A 19,529-nucleotide genomic window follows, 5' to 3' on the forward strand; every position below is an offset into this window, starting at 1 on the left:
ATCACGATGAAGGGCGCGCAGCGTCTGCGCGACGAGCTGGACCACCTGAAGTCGGTCAAGCGCCCGAAGGTCATCGCGGCGATCGCCGAAGCACGTGAACACGGCGACTTGAAGGAGAACGCCGAGTACCACGCCGCGCGCGAGGAGCAGGGCTTCATCGAAGGCCGCATCAAGCAGCTTGAAGGTGAGCTTTCCCATGCCGAGATCATCGACGTGTCCAAGCTCAACGCGGGCTCGAAGGTGGTGTTCGGCGCGTCGGTGACGCTGGCCGACGTGGAAACCGACGAAGAGAAGAAGTACCAGATCGTCGGTGACCTCGAAGCGGACATCAAGCTGGGCCTGATCGCCATCTCCTCGCCTGTCGCGCGCGCGATGATCGGCAAGCTGGAGGGCGACAGCATCACCATCGATGCGCCTGCTGGCCAGCGCGAGTACGAAATCGTCAGCGTCAGCTACGAAGGCTGATCGGTGGCCAACGCAACGCTGCTGCTGCCAGCGCGGAGCCGGTTTCCCGCGGCGGCGTTGCCGGATGAGGTCGCACGTGCGCTGGGCCGTGCCCAGCACCACGTTCGCGATCCAGGGGAGGCGGCGCAACTGCAGCGCCACTTCACCGTGACGCCGGCGGGCGAGATGCCCGCCGCCGCACTGACGCGGCAACTCGATGCCGGGGATGCGCAGGGACACCTCTGGCTGCGCGCCGATCCGGCCCATGTGGTGCCGGACATGCACGGCGCCCGCATGATGGGCCATGGCGACACGCTGCGGCCCGGCCACGATGATGTGGTGGCACTGCTGCCTGCCCTGCAGCCACTGTTCGCCGATCATGGCCTGGTACTGGACGCACCCGTTGGATCGCGGTGGTATCTGCAGGTGCCCGCCGACATGCCGCTGCCGCGCTTCGCCAGCCCGGAGGACGTGCTGGGGGATGATCTGTTCTCGCATCTGCCATCTGGCGGCGAGGGACGCCGTTGGCGTGCCCTGCTGACGGAAACGCAGGTCGTGCTGCACACCCATCCGTGGAACGCCGAGCGCATTGCTGCCGGCAGTTCTCCGATCAATTCGCTGTGGTTCTGGGGAGCGGGCGCCCTCCCGGCCACGGTGACTACGCCGCATGCCCAGGTGCGCAGCCGCGATGCCCTGCTGCGCGCGCTGGCGCAGGCCGCGGGCGTGCAGATCGATGGCGAACAGACCGTGGATGCGTTGGTGGACCTGCGCCAGCTGCGCTCGCTGGAGCAGCTGGGTCGCGATGCGATCACCCCGTTGCTGGCTGCCCTGCAGCGCGGTGAACTGCGCCAACTGGTACTGGATTTCGAAGATGGCACGCAGTTTGTCTTCATGCGTTCGCAGCGCTGGAGCTTCTGGAAGAAACCGCGCCAGCTGCACGACGAACGTCCGCCGGCTGGATGAAGAACGGACGACGGGATGACTTTCGTCTGCTTCATGTAGAACGGCTGACGGGACAACTTCCGTCGGTTTCATGAAAAACGGCCGACAAGGTAGAGCCGACTTCAGTCGGCTGGGTGTCAGCAGCCGAGAGGGTAGAGCCGACTTCAGTCGGCTGGGTGACAGCAGCCGAGAGGGTAGAGCCGACTTCAGTCGGCTGAGGACAGCAGCCGACTAAAGTCGGCTCTACCGAGATAACCAGCCGACTAAAGTCGGCTCTACCGAGGCAAGCAGCCGACTAAAGTCGGCTCTACCGAGGCAACCCGCGTGGCCCGTTCGTTCGGCGGGCGCTGCCAGCGCGGTATCATGCGCTGTCTTCCTGCAACCGGCGTCGCCGATGTCCCCTGCCGCCGAACCTGCACTGCTTATCCGTCGCCGTGAGCACACCGAGGTGGGATCGTGGCCTGCCGGCACGCTCCCTTTGTTGGCACGGCTGTATTCCAGCCGCGGCGCGACGACACCGGAGCTGGCGTTGCCCAAGCTGGGCAGCCTGCACGCGCCCGAACTGCTGGGCGGCATCGACGGCGCAGTCGCGTTGCTGACGTCGGCCATCGCGCACGACAAGCGCATCGTGGTCGTCGGCGATTTCGACTGCGACGGGGCCACCGCGTGTGCGGTCGGCGTGCGCGGCCTGCGCATGCTCGGCGCGCGACACGTGGCCCATGCGGTGCCCAATCGCATGGTGCACGGCTATGGCCTGTCGCCCGCGCTGGTGGAAGAACTCGCCGCACTGCAGCCGGACCTGCTGGTGACCGTCGATCATGGCATCGCCTGCCATGCCGGCGTTGCGGCGGCCAAGGCGAAGGGCTGGCAGGTACTGGTCACCGATCACCATCTGCCAGGACCACAGTTGCCGCCTGCCGATGTGATCGTGGACCCCAACCTGCAGGACGATGCCTTCCCCAGCAAGTCGCTTGCCGGCGTGGGCGTGATTTTCTACGTGCTGCTGGCGCTGCGCCGCCACCTGCGCGAAATGAAGGTGTTCGCCGATGGCAAGGGGCCGGATCTTGCCGTCCTGCTGGACCTGGTCGCGGTGGGTACCGTCGCCGATCTGGTCGCGCTGGACGCCAACAACCGTGCGCTGGTCAGCGCCGGCCTGCGCCGGCTGCGTGCGGGGCAGGGCTGCGTCGGCCTGAAAGCGCTGATTGAAGCCAGCGGTCGCGATGCCGCACGGCTCACCACGACGGACATCGGCTTTGCCTTGGGCCCACGGCTCAACGCCGCCGGCCGCCTGGAGGACATGGCGCTCGGCATCGCGTTGCTGCTGACGGAAGAGCCGCGACAGGCGCGCGAGATCGCGCAGACCCTGGAACAGATCAACACCGAACGACGTGCCGTGCAGCAGACCATGACCGACGATGCCGAAAAAGCCGTCGCCAAGGTCGTGCTGGATGAGGATGGCCAGCGGCCGATCGCGGCGGTGCTGTTCGATGCGGACTGGCACCCGGGCGTGGTGGGATTGGTGGCGTCGAAGATGAAGGATCGTCTGCATCGGCCGGTCGTGGCGTTCGCACCGGCCGAGCCCGGGAGCGATGCGATGCGCGGTTCGGCCCGCTCGATTCCCGGCCTGCATATCCGCGACGCGCTGGCCCTGGTGGATGCACGGCATCCCGGGCTGATCGAGCGCTTCGGTGGCCATGCCATGGCGGCGGGCATGAGCATGCCGCATGCGCATCTGGCTGCGTTTCATGCCGCGTTCTGCGCCGCCGTACAACAGATGCTGGACCCGGTGATGCTGCAACAGCAGCTGCTCAGTGACGGCGAGCTCGGCAGTGACGAACTGGACCACCAGCACGCTGATGCACTGCGCCTTGCCGGCCCGTGGGGGCAGGGCTTCCCCGAGCCGTTGTTCGATGGGCACTTCGAGGTGACGAACTGGCGCGTGCTGAAGGAGCGTCACCTGAAGCTGGAGTTGCGTCGACCGGGCGTGAGCGGTGTGGTGAACGCAATCCAGTTCGGCGGCTGGACCGGCAATGCGCCCGCGCGCAACGTCCACCTGGCCTATCGGCTGGCCTGTGACGACTATCGCGGCGGCACCGCGATCCAGTTGATCGTCGAGCATTGCAGCGCGGCCTGATGGAGTCCGCCGAGCAGGGCTCGGCGCTACAGACACGGCATCAGGCCGCGCGATACCCTCCGCGTACTCTTATTCCTTGACGTGGGTCACCAGCGTCGGCAGATCCCACGCACCGCCTGCGGCCACCAACCGGCACATGCCGCTGGTGGACACCGCCGTGGCAATGAACCGGCGTCCATCCCAGCCCCAACCGTTCATCGACCAGCAATCGCCCAGTCCGCGCCCCTTGTGTGCGCCGCTGATGCTGCGCCCGTCGTCATCGTTGCCCAGATTCGTCACCAGCGTGGGCGCATACGGGGCGCGGTCGTTGACCACCCAATAGCCGCTGCCCTCGTTGTAGGCGCCGCGCCAGCACACCGTCGACACCAGCAGCTTGTCCGCGCTCAGTCGCCGCACGTTCAACGGCGGTGCCGGATCGTCCAGCACGACGGTCTGGTCCGGTTGGATCCCATCGCAGTCCTCGGCCGGCGTGGCCGCCACCAATGCGGCACGCAGCGCGGCTGAGCTGCCCAGCGCGGCATCGGACGGGCGCGCGGCAGGCAGCGTGCCCAGCACCACCACCGGTACCGGCAGCGCAGGCAGCACCGACGATTCGGCCCGCTTGCCCTTGCGCGTGAGCGCACCCGGCGTGCCCAGGCGACCCTGGAACTCATCCATCTTCAGCAGCACTGCAGACGCGCCGCGCCCAGACAGCGTCCACTGCGTGCCCTCGTTGCCGGTGAACACGATGCGGCCCTGACCGCTGAGCGCGGTGAGCAGCGCAGCCACCTGCTTGGGTGAAAACCGTGCCGTGCCTTCCTGGCCGGCATAGTCCACGCGGCCTTGGTCGACCCCGTCGATCTGCAGGCTGAGGCGCGCGGGCAGCGTGATCTCTTCGTACTGGCCCAGCATCAGTTCGGCGGTCACCGGTTGGTGCGGCCCACCCAGGCGGGTCAACAGCACCGATACCGGCAGGCTGTCTGGCAGCTCTTCATTCTGGTAGCCCGCCGCGCGGCAGGTGCGGGTGTTGTCGCAGGCCAGGGTCCAATCGTTATGGGTGAAGTCCACGCCAGGCACGATGGCAGGTGCGGCGATTGCGGTGAACGGCGCGAGCAGCAACGACGGCAGCAGGCAGAGTAGGCGCATGGGAAGGAGGTTCCGGAGGGCGATCAGGGAGTGACATGGTCGCTCATGCGGATGTGCAGGCCCATCATGCATCCACTCAACCCCGTTCCTCGCAACCAGCCGTTCAATGGAGCATCCACTACGCAGGAGCGCCCCATGGAATCTCTTCATCGCCGCATCGGTCTGCTCTGCTGTCTGGTCGCGGGTCTGCACGGCGGAACGGTCGCCGCACGCTCGCCCTTGCCGCCTGTGGCCGCCGTAACCGCGCCGGTGCTGCAGGTAAAGGGCGCTGAGGTACCGGTGCAGCTGCGTCGGGTCAGCCTGGACAGCCAGGTCGCCGGCGGACTTGCCGAAACCCGTATCGAGATGGAGTTCTTCAACCCCAACGCGCGCGTACTGGAAGGGCAGCTGGCGTTTCCGCTCGCGGACGGTCAGCAGGTGGCCGGCTTTGCGTTGGACATCGATGGGACGTTACGCGACGCGGTGCCGGTGGCGAAGGCCAAAGGTCGGCAGGTGTTCGAGGCCATCGAACGACGCCGGGTGGATCCGGGGCTGCTGGAGCAGACCGCCGGCAATCAATTCCGCCTGCGCATCTATCCCATTCCCGCACGCGGCAGCCGACGCGTTGCGCTGGTGGTGCGGCAGACGTTGCCGGCCGATGCGCAGGGCCTGCGCTGGAGCCTGCCGCTACAGTTCGCCCGGAATGCGCAGCAGGTGGACGTGCGCCTGCAGGCAAGTGGTGGCGGCACACCGCGTCCGGTGTCCGCAGCGGACTGGGCTTTTGTCCTGCGCGATGGCCGGTATCACGCCCGTTGGCAGGGCGCGGGGGCCGCGTTGCCGCCGCTGGCCCAATGGACCGTGTCGCAGGTGCGCCAGGCCGATGTAGTGACGGGAACGCATGAGGGCCAGCGTTATCTGCTGGCGCAGGTGCCCGTCGCCAGCCAGGTCCGCGCGCGCACGATGCCGTCACGCGTCGGCCTGTTGTGGGATGCATCGGGGTCTGCGGTGCGGCGCAACCGCGAGGCGGAGCTGGCCGTCCTGGATGCGTACTTCCGCGCCATCGGCACGGGGCGGGTGCAGCTGACCGTGCTGCGCGACGAGGCCGAGCCCGTGCGTGACTTCGCCATCCGCGGCGGCGACTGGTCGGCACTGCGCGCGTACCTGCAGGCGTTGCCGCTGGACGGTGCCAGCGCACTGGGGGCGTGGACGCCGCGCGCGGACATCGAGGAATACGTGCTGGTGAGCGATGGCCTGGCCAACTACGGTGCACGTGCGCTGCCGGCACTGCGGGCCGGCCAGCGGTTGTACGCGATCAGTGGCGCAGGCGAGAACACCGACGTGCCGCGCCTGCGCGCATGGACGTCGGCGCACGCCGGGCGCGTGCTGGTACTGACCCGTGCCGCCGACGCCGCAACCGTGGCACCGCAGTTGCTGCAACAGGGGGTGCAGGTGATGTCGCTCGAAGGACACGGCGTGGATCAACTGGTCGCCGAGGTGAGCGATGCAGGGCTGGGATGGGTGCGCGTCCACGGTGCCGTGCACGATGAAAATGGGACCGTGGTCCTGCGCCTGCGTGGAGCGGACGGTGGCATGGTGACCGAGCGCATTGCGGTCAGCGCCGCCCGCGACGTGGCCGGAGGTCTTGTTGCCCATGCGTGGGCCAGGGCGACGCTGGCCGACTGGGCGGGCGATCCGTCGCGTCATGATGCGCGCATCCGTTCGCTGTCGCAGCAGTTCGGTCTGGTCGGCGCAGATACGTCCCTGATCGTGCTGGAGACACTGGACGACTACCTGGCCAACGGCATTCGCCCGCCGGCACCGCTGCGTGCCGACTATGACCGCCTGCACGCACTGGGTGTGGACGACGCCGAGCACGCGCGCAGCGCCAGGCTGGAGCAGATCGCGGGGCAGCTGGCCGCACGCCGCCGGTGGTGGGAGACGCGGTGGCCGAAGCAGGCACCCCCGCGTGCCGAGCAGCAGAAAAGCCGACCGGTGGCACTGCGGGAAAGCGCGCCCATGGCGGCGCTGCAGGCGTTCGCCGAACCGCGTGCTGCCGATGAAATGGGGGCCCCGGTGCCCCCGCCGGCGCCGATGGCGCTGGCAGCCCCGGCCCCGGCCGGGACGCCAGCGACGGACGTGGCCGGGGAGCGCGTGAGCCATAGCGGCGCCATCGCCATTTCGCTTGCGCCCTGGGCACCGGATTCCGACTACGCCCGGCGCCTGCGTGCCGCCAGTGCGGGAGAGCTCTACCGCACCTATCTGCAGGAACGTGCCGCGCATGCCGACAGCAGTGCGTTCTACCTGGACGTGGCTGATCTGCTGCTGGCCAAGGGCCAGCGTGCATTGGCCCTGCGGGTGCTGTCCAACCTGGCGGAGATGCAGCTGGAGAACCGCCATGTGCTGCGCGTGTTGGGCTATCGCCTGATGCAGGCGGGGGCCGCAGCGCAGGCGGTGCCGGTGTTCCGTGACGTGCTGGCAATGGGCGAGGAGGAGCCGCAGAGTTTCCGCGACCTGGGGCTGGCGTTGGAAGCCGATGGCCAGTACCCGGCCGCATTGAGTGCGCTGTACGAAGTGGTACTGCGGCCGTGGGATGCACGCTTCAACGGCATTTCGCTGATCGCGCTGGATGAAGCCACGACCCTGGCGGCCCGCGAACACCTGGATGCCGGTCTGATCGATCCCCGGCTGCGCGTCCCCATGCCACTGGACCTGCGCGTGGTGCTGGGCTGGGACAGCGACAACAGTGACATGGACCTGTGGGTGACCGATCCGAATGGCGAGCGCGCGTACTACGGCAATCGACTGACCTACCAGGGCGGGGCGATGTCGGAAGATTTCACCGGCGGGTATGGGCCCGAGCAGTTTTCACTGCGCGAGGCCAAACCCGGCGTCTACAAGGTGGAAGCCAATTTCTTCGGCAGCCGCGAGCAGCTGGTGACCGGTGCGACCACGCTCACCCTGCGCCTGAGCACGCACTGGGGGACTGCCCGGCAGCAGGACCAGCAGGTCACCCTGCGGCTTAAGGATCAGGCGGACACGGTGCTGGTGGGCGAGTTCGAGGTGCGTTGATGGCAGACGGAGTGGCTGGATTCCGAGCGGGATGCCGGCGCGGCAGGCCGAACAGCGGCCGCAGCAGGGGCACGCGGCGGATCAGCAGCTCATGCAGCAGCAGGCTGCCGGCGAACGTGCCGACCAACACCAGCATCGGTTCCAGCCAAGGCCCCACGGCCAGTGGACGCAGCCAGTACAACAGCACGATCAGCACGGTCTGGTGCAGGATATAGAGGCAGAACACCGCCTCTCGCGCATAGGGCAGCCATCGGAACGGCCGGTCCAGCCATGCCCGTGCCCAGCCGAACAGGGCCAGCAGCGCGGTCCACGTGTACAGCGCGCGTGCGATGCGCTCGGTCTGCGCCCACGGCAGTGCGAGCATCCACGCCTCGCTTCCGTCCAGGCCCGGCATCCGGCCGAGCGCGCGGATGCCCAACTCGAGGCACAGGCCCACCACGGCCAGCCACAGCGTGGGCCAGCGCCAGCGCAGCAGCAGGTCCCACCCGCGCTGCCAACGGGCACCGATGAAACCCAGCGCGAACAACGGCAATGACTCGGCATGGACGAACAGATCGCCGATCAGGGCATGGGTGGGCGGATGGTCGGGCAGCACCACCAGAATGTTCCAGGCCAGCCAGGACACCGGCAGCAGCAGGCCGGCCGTGGCGATCCCCCGGTTCGACAGCGACCCGCTGGGCAACAGCGCGCGCAAGGGCCGCAGCAGCGACGCCAGCCCGATCATCAGCAGCGAATACGGAACCAGATAGGCCAGGTACCAGAGATGGTTCCAGGTGAAGCCGAAGGCCGCGCCGGTGAAGTGGGCGCCGGGCCACGGGCGGAATTGCCAGTAGCGGAGCAGGAAGGCGCCCAGTCCGGGGGCGACGTCGCCGGTATCCACCGCTTCGCAATAGGCCTGCAGGCTGACCACCGCGACGATGCCGAACACCAGCGGCAGCAGCAACCGCCCACTGCGCCGCAGCGCAAAGCGCATGCGTCCCGCCGCAGGAACAGCCAGTCCCAGTGCGATGCCGGAGATGGCGAACAGCAAGGGCATGCGCCAGCGGTTGAGCGCGATCATCGGCCACTGCAGCCATTCCGCCGTGTACGCGCTCTTCAGATGAAAGCCCCAGTCGTCCACGTAGGCCATGCCGACGTGGTACGGGATGAGCAGCATGAGGGCGAGGACGCGCAGGGCGTCGAGATCATGTCGGCGGTGCATGGTGACGGGCAGCCCGGGAAGGAAGTCCGAAGCGTGCCGTCGTCGGGTGGGGGCGATGCAGGGCAGGGGCCGTGTGGGCGACCGGCAGGGACCGATGGCGGGCGGCGAGGGACCAACGGGGCGGCTGAAACCGCCGTCGCACGCCATAATGCGCGGGATGGACAGCCCCCACTCAACGCCGCAGGCCGCGGCAACGACGCCACACGTTCTCCGGTCACCACGGCGCACGGCGCGCGCGGTGGCCCTGTTCTGGCTGGCCGTATTCATGGGCACGGCAGCGGCCAATGTGCTGGTCGGCTGGATGCGTGCTGCCCGCGACCACGAGGCCTTCGACTGGTTTTCCACCAGCGTGGATGAAGCCAGTAGTGGGGTGGTGTCTCTGCTGTTGCTGGCCGTGCTGATCCGGCTGGCGTGGCGCTGGCCATTGCATGCCGATACGTGGCGGCGGCGGTTGCCGGTGTATGTGCTGGGCGGGGTGGCGTGGTGGCTGCTGCATGTCACCGGCATGGTGGCCCTGCGCCAGGCAGCGCACGCGGCGGTGGGCAGCACCTATCAGTACGGACCCTGGCCTACCCAGTGGCTGTACGAACTGTTCAAGGATGTGCAGACCTACGCGATCCTTGTCTGTGCGGTGCATGCGGTGGCGTGGTTCGGGCGGCGGCGGCAGGGCGAGGCGGCCCTGTTGGCGGCACCGGACGATGCGCCGCCGGTGGAGCCGGTGGATCGCCCGGCGCATTTCCTGGTGCGCACGCTGGGCAAGGAGTTCCTCGTCGCAACGGCTGATATCGAGTACGCGCAGGCGGCCAGCAACTACGTCAACCTGCGGGTGCGCGGACACGACTACCCGCTGCGGACCACCATGGCCGCGCTGGAGCAGCGGCTGGATCCGCAGCTGTTCCTGCGCAGCCACCGCAGCTGGCTGGTCAACCGTGCCTGCCTGCGCTCGATCGAACCCACCGAAGGGGGCGAAGCCCTGCTGCACATGGCCGATGGCGGTCGGGTGCCGTGCAGCCGGCGGCAGCTGCCGGTGCTGCGCCAGGCGCTGGGCGCGTGATCGACCACGACGCCGGGCAGGTGCCGGGTCGGCCGACCGGGTGGCCGCATTTTGCTATCATTGCAGGTCATCTTTCGAACAGAAACCGCCGACATGCTCGAGCTGAATCCTGTCCGCCAGCGCATCACCGATCTGACCGATCGCGTGCTGTCGCTCAGGGGGTATCTTTGACTACGACGTCAAGAAAGAGCGCCTGGAAGAAGTAACCCGGGAACTCGAAAACCCCGATATCTGGAACAAGCCGGAGTACGCCCAGAACCTGGGGCGTGAGCGCTCGCTGCTGGAAAAGACCGTGGGCGGCATCGCCAGCATCCTGGATGGCCTGGCCGAATCGACCGACCTGCTGGAGCTGGCAGAGAGCGAGCAGGACGAGGAGACCGCAGACGCGGTGGTCGCCGACCTGGACAAGTACCAGAAGCACGTGGAACAGCTGGAATTCCAGCGCATGTTCTCCGGCGAAATGGACAACTGCAACGCCTTCGTCGACATCCAGGCCGGTGCCGGTGGCACCGAAGCCCAGGACTGGGCCGAGATGATGTTGCGCATGTACCTGCGCTGGTGCGAAGCGCGTGGCTGGAAAACCGAGCTGATGGAGGTCTCCGGTGGCGACGTGGCCGGCATCAAATCGGCGACGTTCCGCGTGGAGGGCGATTTCGCCTACGGCTGGCTGAAGACCGAGATCGGCGTGCACCGCCTGGTGCGCAAGTCGCCGTTCGATTCGGACAATCGCCGCCACACCAGCTTCACCTCGGTGTTCGTGTCGCCGGAAGTGGACGACAACATCGAGATCGACATCAATCCGGCTGATCTGCGTACTGACGTATATCGCTCCTCCGGCGCCGGTGGCCAGCACGTCAACAAGACCGAATCGGCGGTGCGCATCACCCACATCCCGACCAATACGGTCGTGGCCTGCCAGACCGGCCGCAGCCAGCACCAGAACCGCGACACCGCGATGAAGATGCTGGCCGCCAAGCTGTACGAGCTGGAGGTGCAGAAGCGCAACACCGAGCGCGATGCGCTGGAAGCGACCAAGTCCGACATCGGCTGGGGCAGCCAGATCCGCAACTACGTGCTCGACCAGAGCCGTATCAAGGATCTGCGCACCGGCATCGAGCGTACGGACACGCAGAAGGTGCTCGATGGCGACCTCGACGAGTTCATCGAGGCCAGCCTGAAATCCGGCCTGGAAGCGGGCGCCAAACGCAGCGACGCCTGAGCCTGCGGGTCACCGGTGCGGTGACCCGTCCGGTGGCTGCAGGCGCAGCCACCCCCGGTCCGTCGTATCCTCGGCGGGCCGGAATCCCTGATTCCCCTCCCCAATGACACGACCCCCACGCCCATGAACGAGCAGACCGCCGCGCCGCAGCCCCCCGTCGACGAAAACAGCCTTGTCGCTGAGCGTCGCGCCAAACTGAACGCGCTGCGCGCCCAGGGCATCGCCTACCCGAATGATTTCCGCCGCGAGGATTTCGCCGGCACGCTGCAGGCCGACTTCATCGATGCCGACCAGTGGACGGCCGAGGCGCTGGAAGCCGGCGAGCGGCGGGTGCGGATGGCGGGCCGGTTGATGGCCAAGCGGGTGATGGGCAAGGCCAGTTTCGCGCAGATCCAGGACGAATCCGGCCGCATCCAGGTGTTCCTGCAGGGCAACGTGCTGGGCGACGCCTACACCGCCTTCAAGGGCTGGGACGTCGGCGACATCATCGCCGTGGAAGGCGGTCTGACCCGCACGCGTACCGGCGAACTATCGGTGAAGGCCGACGCGATCCGCCTGCTGACCAAGTCGCTGCGTCCGCTGCCGGACAAGTGGCACGGCCTGGCCGACGTGGAGCAGCGCTATCGCCAGCGCTATGTCGACCTGATCGTTACTCCGGAATCGCGCGAGGTCTTCATCAAGCGCTCGAAGATCATCCGCGCCATGCGCGCGTGGCTGGACAACCGCGACTTCCTGGAAGTCGAAACGCCGATGATGCATTACATCCCCGGCGGCGCCACGGCCAAGCCGTTCACCACCCACCACAACGCGCTGGACCTGGACCTGTACCTGCGCGTGGCACCGGAGCTGTACCTCAAGCGCCTGGTCGTGGGTGGCCTGGAGCGCGTGTACGAGATCAACCGCAACTTCCGCAACGAGGGCGTCAGCACCCGCCACAACCCCGAGTTCACGATGATGGAGCTGTACGAGGCGTATGCCACGTACAACGAAGTGATGGACCTCACCGAGGGCGTGATCCGTGACGTGGCGCAGAAGGTGCTGGGCACCACCGAAGTGGAGTGGGACGGGGCGCGCATCGACCTGGCACCGGCGTTCCGTCGCTGGCGGATGGACGAGGCCGTGCGCCACCACAACCCGGACATCAGCCTGGCCGACTGCACCGACCGCGACGCACTGGCGGCGCATTGCGAACGCTTGAAGATACGCATCAAGCCGTCCTACGGCTGGGGCAAGCTGCTGCTGGAGATCTTCGAGGCCACCGTCGAACACACGCTGATCCAGCCGACCTTCATCACCGATCACCCGGTGGAAGTGTCCCCGCTGGCCCGCGCGAACGACGATGCACCGGGCTACACCGACCGCTTCGAGCTGTTCATCAACGGCAAGGAGCTGGCCAACGGCTTCTCCGAGCTCAATGACCCGGAAGACCAGGCGGCCCGGTTCCAGGCGCAGGTCGAGGCCAAGGACGGTGGCGACGACGAGGCGATGCACTACGACGCTGACTACATCCGCGCGCTGGAATACGGCATGGCCCCGACCGGCGGCCTGGGCATCGGCATCGACCGCCTGGTCATGCTGCTGACCGGCAGCAGTTCGATCCGTGATGTGCTGCTGTTCCCGTACATGCGTCCGGAAGCCTGAGTCCGGGGGGGGCAGGTGTGGGCCGAGGCCTGCACCTACCTAAGCTGCGATGTCTGGAGTATCGTGTCGGCGAGGCCTGTGATGGCCGATATGGCCTGCAATTCCTGGGGGGAGGCGGCAGGCCGCGTCCAGAATGCCGCCACAATGTGACGGCGATCAAGATCCGGGGAGCGCATGGCGGATATCGGACTGATGCAGGGTGCGGGCACGCAGGATGGCAGGTTATCCTCGCCAACCCCGATTCCAGGGTGGTCGAACAAGCAGGCAGAAGCAGCATTGAATATTGTGATCGTTGACGATCAGACGTCTGCCCGGACGATGCTGCGCCATGTCATCGAAGACATCGCGCCGGAACTGGCTGTGTACGATTTCGGCGACCCGCTGTCGGCGCTGAACTGGTGCGAATCGCAGCCGGTCGACCTGCTGCTGCTGGACTACCGCATGCCGGAGATGGACGGGCTGGAATTTGCCCGCCGCTTCCGTCGCCTGCCCAAGCACCGCGACATTCCGGTGATCCTGATCACCGTGGTCGGCGATGAGCCGATCCGCCAGGCGGCACTGGAAGCGGGCGTCATCGATTTCCTGGTCAAGCCGATCCGGCCACGCGAACTGCGCGCACGCTGTTACAACCTGCTGCAGCTGCGCAAACAATCCGAGAACGTGAAGCAGCGTGCGTTGTCGCTGGAGCAGCGCCTGCTGGCCAGCATGCACGAGGTGGAAGAGCGCGAGCGCGAGACGCTGTCACGGCTGGCGCGCGCCATCGAATTCCGCGATGCGGGCACCAGCGCGTACCTCGAGCGGATGGCCCGGGTGGCGGGATTGATCGCCGAACAGTTGGGGCTTCCCGAAGAGGAAGTGAAGCTGATCGAAATGGCGGCCCCGCTGCATGACATGGGCAAGATCGCGATTCCCGATGCGGTGCTGCTGAAGCCGGGCAAGCTCAACGACGAAGAGCTGGCGATCATGCGCCGGCATCCGCGGATCGGCCACGAGCTGCTCAGCGGCAGCCAGAACCGTTTCATCCAGGTCGGTGCCTTGATCGCCCTGCGCCACCACGAACGCTACGACGGCAGCGGCTACCCGGACGGCCTGGTCGGCGATGCGATCCCGTTGGAGGCGCGCATCGTCGCGGTTGCCGATGTGTTCGACGCGCTCATATCGCCACGACCGTACAAGGAGGCATGGACGATGGATGCCACGTTGGCCTATCTATACGCGCAGCGGGGACGCTTGTTCGACCCCCGTATCGTGGACGCGCTGCTGCAGGGGCGCGAGCAGCTGGAACAGATCTGCGCCGAACATTCCACCGCTTCGGTCCGACCCGGCTTCTGACCATGACCGCTCTGCTGACCCGCCTGCGCCAGCGACTGGCCCTCCGCCAGGATTCCGAGCACGGGCAGCAGATCGTCCGCATCGCCCTGATCAGCGTCATCCTGGCGTACGTGCTGATGCCGGGCGTTCGCAACGACCTTCCGCACTCGCAGTATGTCGGCGTGCTGGCGATCGTGCTGGGCGGGTTGGGGCTGTCGGTGCTGGCCTTCGCCTGGCTGCTGTGGCGGCCGCAACGGTCCGACCCGCGCCGTGTGCTTGGCATGCTGGCCGACTACGGACTGATTGCCGCCGGCATGATCCAGATGGGCGAGCCGTTGTCGTGGGTCTACATCGTGGTGATGTGGGTGACCGTGGGCAACGGCATGCGTTTCGGCAACAACTACCTCTATCTGGCCGTGGCGATGGCCATGGTCAGCTTCGGCTGCACCGCGCTGTATACCGATTACTGGGTGGATAACGCGCGCCTGGCGATAGGCCTCTGGCTGGGACTTGCGGCGGTGCCGTTGTATTTCTCCACGCTGCTGCGCCAGCTCACCCAGGCGATGGACGAAGCGCGCCGGGCCAGCGAGGCCAAGAGCCGGTTCCTGGCCAACATGAGCCATGAGTTCCGCACGCCGTTGAACGGGTTGGCGGGGATGACCGAAGTGCTGGCCACGACGCGCCTGGACGAAGAACAGCGCGAATGCCTCAACACCATCCAGGCGTCATCGCGCAGCCTGCTGGCGCTGGTGGAAGAGGTACTGGACATCTCGGCGATCGAGGCCGGCAAACTGCGCGTGGCGGCGGAAGATTTCGCCTTGGGTGACGTGATCCAGGCCATCGGCCTGATCCTGCTGCCGCAGGCCAAGGCCAAGCGGCTGGACTACCGGGTGAAGATCGACGAGACCGTGCCGCCGCGGTTGCGCGGTGACACCGGCCACCTGCGGCAGATCCTGCTGAACCTGGCCGGCAACGCGGTGAAGTTCACCGATCACGGCAAAGTGGAGCTGCGCGTGGGCGTAGTCCGCGCCGAGACCGATGGGGGCGTGCGGCTGCGCTTCGACATCATCGATACCGGCATCGGCGTGGCGCCGGCCATGCGACCGCGGCTGTTCGAGGCGTTCGAGCAGGCCGACGTGAGCATGGCGCGCCGCCACGAAGGCACCGGGCTGGGCACCACCATCGCCAAGGGGCTGGTGGAAGCGATGGGAGGCGAGATCGGCTACCAGGAGAACCTGCCGCAGGGCAGCTGCTTCTGGATCGAGGTGCCATTCGCACCGCCGCAACCGCAGTCCCATGTCGTGACGCCCGCCCTGGTGGGAAATCCACTGCAAGGCGAGGGCGGCAACGTGATCGCCTTCGCCGATCCCTTCCTGCGGCACCGCGCGCGGGTGCGCAGCATGAGCATCCTGGTCGCTGATGACCACGAAGCCAACCGCATGGTGCTGCAGCGCCTGCTGCAGAAGGCCGGTCATCGCGTGCTGTGCGTGGACGGTGGCGAGCCCGTGCTCGATGCGATGGCCGACAACGATTTCGATGCGGCCATCGTCGACCTGCACATGCCGGGCATGAGTGGCCTGGACATGCTCAAAGAGCTGCGGGTCCTGCAGGCCGGCGGTGCACCGCGCACACCGGTGCTGGTGCTCAGTGCGGATGTGACCCCGGATGCGATCCAGCGCTGCATGCAGGCGGGCGCACATACGTTCCTGGCCAAGCCGGTGGTGGCCGTGCGCCTGCTGGATACCCTGGCCGAGATCGCGTCCAATCGTGACCTCAAGCCATCGGCGCCGATCGTACGCACGCTCACGGCGGGAACCGACGGGGTGCTGGATTCGGCCGTACTGGACGAACTGGCATCGCTGGGCATGGGCGAGGGCTTCGAGCGGGAGTTCATCCGCCAATGCCTGGCCGATGCTGAGACCTGCATGCGCAAGGCGCAGCAGGACGGCGACGCAATGAACTGGGTGCAGTTCCGTGAACAGTCACACGCCATCAAGGGCGTGGCCAGCAACCTTGGGCTGGTGCGTGCCGCCAACCGCGCGGGTGAACTGATGCGCATGGCCGACTGGCAGTTGAAGGCGGAGTGGCGGCAGCGCCTGTCCGTGCTGGCCGATACCGTGAAAGAAGGACGCCTGGCGTTGAATGCACGTGCCGTCCATCGCAGCCAGCCCGGCGTCGACGAGGCTGATCCGCGCTGAGTGACAGGATGGTGCCGGGCGATGCGCGGCGGAATGCCCGCCATCGCCCGGTCCTGGTCGGAACGCAGTGTGCCGGCCCATGGCCGGCACCTGCCGAATGTACGCGTGGGGGAGGGAGCGCACTCAGGCCGCGTCAAGGCCGGCACGGCGCGTCTGCGCCTTGATCAGCCGATCCATCGTGCGGAGCGAACGGTCGCCCAGCGCCAGCGCCGAATCCACCCAGACCTTGGTGATTTCCAGCAGCTCGTCGTAGCTGACGGCCTGCGCCAGGTTGCGCGCAGCGTTCATGGCCAGGTAGGACTGTGGGATGCGCTGATGCTGGCGGATCAGGTCTTCTACCGCCTTGCGCCCTTCGCCCTTCTTTACCAGCACATCCACCACACCCATCGCATGCATCTCTTCGGCGCTGTAGATCCGGCCGTCAAGGATGATCTTTTCTGCCTGCTGTGGGGCCACCCGACGGCACAGGAACGAGTACGCGCCCATGCCCGGGAACAGCCCGAACAGCACCTCCGGCAGGCCCATGCCCGCGCCTTCCTCGGCCACGATGGTGTGGCAGGCCAGCGCCATTTCCAGGCCGCCGCCGAGCGCATCGCCCTGGATCAGCGCGATGGATCGCACATCACCGCCGAAGCCGGTGTGCAGGTGGTGCACGCCTTCCACGCAGCGCTGGGCGTACGCCAGCAGGCGGTCCCTGTTGCCTTCCCGGATCAACCGCGTGAACAGGTCCAGATCGCCGCCGAGGTTGTAGGCACTGGCATCGGAGGCCAGCACGAAATGGCGCAGCCGCCCGTCATGCCGCGCCGCCGGTCCGCGGGTGATGGCGCTCATGTAGCTCCACATTTCGTCAAGCATGTCTTTGCGGCAGCAGGGGCGGATACCGGTGCTGGCATCGGCATGCATATACAGCCAATGGGCGGCGCCATCAGTGCTGTCTTCGGTGCGGATGGTGGTGTAGGGGCGGGTGACGGGCAGCTTTTCAATGGTGCTCATGGCAGTTCCTCGGCATGGCTGGCCCGCGGGAGGATCGGTGGTCGGCGGGCCGACGGGTCCACTCGCGGCGATGCTACACCGACGCAACTGCGCCGAATGGAAAAGCCAGAGTCGTTCGCGACGCCGGCCTTGTCAGGTTTCGGTCATCGTGAGGGTCAGGTGGCGGAATGCGTCGTCGCGGGGGCTGCTGCGGTCGCCGACCGTGGGTCGGCGCTACCGGGGGGCCGGGATCGTGCGGGCCGCTGCGCTCGCCGACCATGGGTCGGCGCTACCGGGGTGCCGGGACCGTGCGGGCTACTGCGGTCGCCGACCATGGGTCGGCGCTACCGGGGTGCCGGATCGTGCGGGCCGGGGGCGGCTCAGGGGGCCGGGGCGTCGCGCAGTTCGCGGCGCAGGATCTTGCCGACGTTGGTCTTCGGCAGTTCCTTGCGGAACTCGACGATCTTCGGATGCTTGTAACCGGTCAGGTTGGCGCGTGCGTGTTCCTTGACCTGTTCGGCGGTCAGGTTCGGGTCCTTCTTGACGATGACCACTTTCACGATCTCACCGGATTTGTCATCCGGCACGCCGACCGCGGCCACTTCCAGCACGCCGGGCATCATCGCGATCACGTCCTCGACTTCGTTCGGATAGACGTTGAAGCCGGACACCAGGATCATGTCCTTCTTGCGGTCCACGATGTAGAAGAAGCCCTGCGCATCCATCTTGGCCATGTCGCCGGTGTGCAGCCAACCGTCGGCATCAATGGCGCCGGCGGTGTCCTCAGGCCGCTGCCAGTAGCCCTTCATCACCTGCGGACCCTTGATGCATAGTTCGCCCACGTCGTCACCGCCGACGATGTTGCCGTTGTCATCCTTGATGCAGGCGTCGGTGGAGGGAATCGGCAGGCCGATCGAGCCGTTGTACTCGGCCAGGGTAAGCGGGTTGATGCACGCGGCCGGCGAGGTTTCGGTCAGGCCATAGGCCTCCACGAGGGTAACGCCGGTGACCTTCTTCCAGCGCTCGGCGACCGATCGCTGCACGGCCATGCCGCCCCCCAGAGTGACCTTCATCGAAGAGAAATCCACCGTGTCGAAGCCGGGCGTGTTGAGCAGACCATTGAACAGCGTGTTGACGCCCGTGATGGCGGTGAAGCGCACGCCCTTCAGCTCCTTGACGAAGCCCTTCATGTCGCGCGGATTGGTGATCAGGTGGTTGCAGCCACCGAACTTCATGAAGACCAGGCCGTTCGCCGTCAACGCGAAGATGTGGTACAGCGGCAGGGCCGTGATGATCCATTCCTTGCCCGGTTCGATGCCGGAGGCGCCGATCCAGGCCGAAGCCTGCTGCATGTTCGCGACCAGGTTGCGATTGGTCAGCATCGCGCCCTTGGCAACGCCGGTGGTGCCACCGGTGTACTGCAGGAAGGCGATGTCGTCGTGGTCGATCTCCACCTTCGGCAGCTCATGGCGGCTGCCCAGCTTCAACGCATGACGGAAGCGCACGGCGCCCTTCAGGGTGTAGTTGGGCACCATCTTCTTGATGTACTTCAGCACGAAGTTCACCACCACGCCCTTGGCGCCCAGCATGTCGCCCAGGCCGGTGGTGATGACATGCTTGACCTGCGTATCAGCGATGACCTGCTGCACGGTGTCACCGAAGTTGTCGACCACCACCAGGGCGGTGACGCCGGCATCGACCAGCTGATGCTTCAGCTCGCGCGCGGTGTACAGCGGGTTGACGTTGACCACGGTCAGGCCGGCGCGCAGCACGCCGAAGGTCGCGATCGGATACTGCAGGCAGTTGGGCATCATCAGCGCGACGCGGTCGCCTTTCTTCAGTTGCAGCTCGCCCAGCAGGTAGGCAGCGAACTGTTCGACCAGTGCATCGGTTTCACCGTAGGTGAGCACCTTGCCGAAGCTGGAGTAGGCGGGGCGGTCCCGGTACTTGGCTACCGAAGCGTCGAAGACGGAGGAGACCGAGTGGAACTCGTTGATGTCGATCTCGGCGGGTACGCCGGTCGGATAACTCTGCAACCAGGGACGTTCCAGGCTCATGATTTCCCCCTCCAGGAAACTTAGAATTTGAGTGTTGCGGTAGCCAGTATCATGCAGATCCAGCCTTGGCAGCATACCGTCCCGGATGGAAAACGCGAAGAGGCCCGCCAATGGCGGGCCTCTGTGTGGTTCTGCATGCGGTAAACGGTAGGGCCGCGCCGCGCGCTCGGCGAGCGTGCGGTG

General features: G+C 66.8%; 13 protein-coding genes. 9 read left to right on the plus strand and 4 right to left on the minus strand.

The annotated features are described in order from the left end of the window. The 3 genes from greA (at window position 1) to recJ (ending at window position 3,520) form a co-directional block, all read left to right on the plus strand. A complete protein-coding gene (gene greA, locus IFT65_RS00355) occupies window positions 1-465 on the plus strand; it encodes a transcription elongation factor GreA (protein ID WP_188327290.1) in 465 nt (154 codons plus the stop codon). Between the two features lie 18 nt (window positions 466-483). Further along, the gene (locus tag IFT65_RS00360) at window positions 484-1,407 is read left to right on the plus strand and encodes a phosphoglycerate mutase (RefSeq protein WP_197973960.1); all 924 of its coding nucleotides are present in this window, start codon (window positions 484-486) and stop codon (window positions 1,405-1,407) included. Window positions 1,408-1,780: 373 nt separating this feature from the next. Continuing rightward, entirely contained in the window at window positions 1,781-3,520 is a 1,740-nt protein-coding gene (recJ, locus tag IFT65_RS00365) for a single-stranded-DNA-specific exonuclease RecJ (RefSeq protein WP_192079267.1), read from the plus strand. A gap of 69 nt (window positions 3,521-3,589) precedes the next feature. Here the strand turns inward: recJ and IFT65_RS00370 are convergent, their stop codons facing one another. After that, on the minus strand, window positions 3,590-4,645 hold the full coding sequence (locus IFT65_RS00370; protein WP_192079269.1) for a DUF1176 domain-containing protein: 1,056 nt from the start codon (window positions 4,643-4,645) through the stop codon (window positions 3,590-3,592). A 135-nt stretch (window positions 4,646-4,780) separates the two neighbouring features. Here IFT65_RS00370 and IFT65_RS00375 point away from each other — a divergent pair, with 135 nt between their 5' ends. After that, entirely contained in the window at window positions 4,781-7,693 is a 2,913-nt protein-coding gene (locus IFT65_RS00375; protein WP_192079270.1) for a VIT domain-containing protein, read from the plus strand. On the opposite strand, the gene IFT65_RS00380 is transcribed toward IFT65_RS00375, so the two are convergent. Then, window positions 7,644-8,894: an acyltransferase family protein gene (locus IFT65_RS00380; RefSeq protein WP_192079272.1), complete on the minus strand. Its 1,251-nt coding sequence runs from the start codon at window positions 8,892-8,894 to the stop codon at window positions 7,644-7,646. The two genes, IFT65_RS00375 and IFT65_RS00380, sit on opposite strands and share 50 nt — an antisense overlap. A 157-nt stretch (window positions 8,895-9,051) precedes the next feature. Between IFT65_RS00380 and IFT65_RS00385 the strand changes: the two genes are divergently transcribed. From IFT65_RS00385 to IFT65_RS00405, 5 genes are all read left to right on the plus strand, one after another. Further along, on the plus strand, window positions 9,052-9,948 hold the full coding sequence (locus IFT65_RS00385) for a LytTR family DNA-binding domain-containing protein (RefSeq protein WP_192079274.1): 897 nt from the start codon (window positions 9,052-9,054) through the stop codon (window positions 9,946-9,948). 93 nt (window positions 9,949-10,041) lie between these two features. Beyond that, a protein-coding gene (gene prfB / locus IFT65_RS00390; protein WP_188324158.1) for a peptide chain release factor 2 occupies window positions 10,042-11,167 on the plus strand; the annotation gives its coding sequence in 2 pieces (ribosomal slippage) (window positions 10,042-10,116 and window positions 10,118-11,167; 1,125 coding nt in all). A gap of 123 nt (window positions 11,168-11,290) precedes the next feature. After that, complete coding sequence (gene lysS / locus IFT65_RS00395) at window positions 11,291-12,808, plus strand: lysine--tRNA ligase (protein ID WP_192079276.1); 1,518 nt, start codon at window positions 11,291-11,293, stop codon at window positions 12,806-12,808. Between the two features lie 192 nt (window positions 12,809-13,000). Continuing rightward, window positions 13,001-14,140 (plus strand): two-component system response regulator, encoded by a 1,140-nt coding sequence (locus IFT65_RS00400; protein ID WP_192080062.1) that lies wholly within the window; start codon window positions 13,001-13,003, stop codon window positions 14,138-14,140. Between the two features lie 2 nt (window positions 14,141-14,142). Then, window positions 14,143-16,317 carry an ATP-binding protein gene (locus tag IFT65_RS00405; RefSeq protein ID WP_192079278.1) on the plus strand — a complete coding sequence of 725 codons (2,175 nt, stop codon included), beginning with the start codon at window positions 14,143-14,145 and terminating at the stop codon, window positions 16,315-16,317. 123 nt (window positions 16,318-16,440) lie between these two features. Here the strand turns inward: IFT65_RS00405 and IFT65_RS00410 are convergent, their stop codons facing one another. Beyond that, window positions 16,441-17,310 (minus strand): crotonase/enoyl-CoA hydratase family protein, encoded by an 870-nt coding sequence (locus IFT65_RS00410; RefSeq protein WP_192079280.1) that lies wholly within the window; start codon window positions 17,308-17,310, stop codon window positions 16,441-16,443. A 359-nt stretch (window positions 17,311-17,669) separates the two neighbouring features. After that, window positions 17,670-19,346 carry a long-chain fatty acid--CoA ligase gene (locus IFT65_RS00415; protein WP_188324154.1) on the minus strand — a complete coding sequence of 559 codons (1,677 nt, stop codon included), beginning with the start codon at window positions 19,344-19,346 and terminating at the stop codon, window positions 17,670-17,672. Window positions 19,347-19,529: the final 183 nt, after the last annotated feature.

The organism is Stenotrophomonas sp. CFBP 13725, assembly GCF_014841935.1.
In the GTDB taxonomy this organism is placed as follows: Bacteria; Pseudomonadota; Gammaproteobacteria; order Xanthomonadales; family Xanthomonadaceae; genus Stenotrophomonas.

Coding starts and splice junctions, on each gene's coding strand:
- IFT65_RS00405 (WP_192079278.1), top strand. CDS start 14,143: ATGACCGCTCTGCTGACCCGCCTGCGCCAGCGACTGGCCCTCCGCCAG.
- lysS (WP_192079276.1), top strand. CDS start 11,291: ATGAACGAGCAGACCGCCGCGCCGCAGCCCCCCGTCGACGAAAACAGC.
- IFT65_RS00370 (WP_192079269.1), bottom strand. CDS start 4,645: ATGCGCCTACTCTGCCTGCTGCCGTCGTTGCTGCTCGCGCCGTTCACC.
- IFT65_RS00385 (WP_192079274.1), top strand. CDS start 9,052: ATGGACAGCCCCCACTCAACGCCGCAGGCCGCGGCAACGACGCCACAC.
- IFT65_RS00400 (WP_192080062.1), top strand. CDS start 13,001: ATGCAGGGTGCGGGCACGCAGGATGGCAGGTTATCCTCGCCAACCCCG.
- IFT65_RS00375 (WP_192079270.1), top strand. CDS start 4,781: ATGGAATCTCTTCATCGCCGCATCGGTCTGCTCTGCTGTCTGGTCGCG.
- IFT65_RS00415 (WP_188324154.1), bottom strand. CDS start 19,346: ATGAGCCTGGAACGTCCCTGGTTGCAGAGTTATCCGACCGGCGTACCC.
- recJ (WP_192079267.1), top strand. CDS start 1,781: ATGTCCCCTGCCGCCGAACCTGCACTGCTTATCCGTCGCCGTGAGCAC.
- IFT65_RS00410 (WP_192079280.1), bottom strand. CDS start 17,310: ATGAGCACCATTGAAAAGCTGCCCGTCACCCGCCCCTACACCACCATC.
- IFT65_RS00380 (WP_192079272.1), bottom strand. CDS start 8,894: ATGCACCGCCGACATGATCTCGACGCCCTGCGCGTCCTCGCCCTCATG.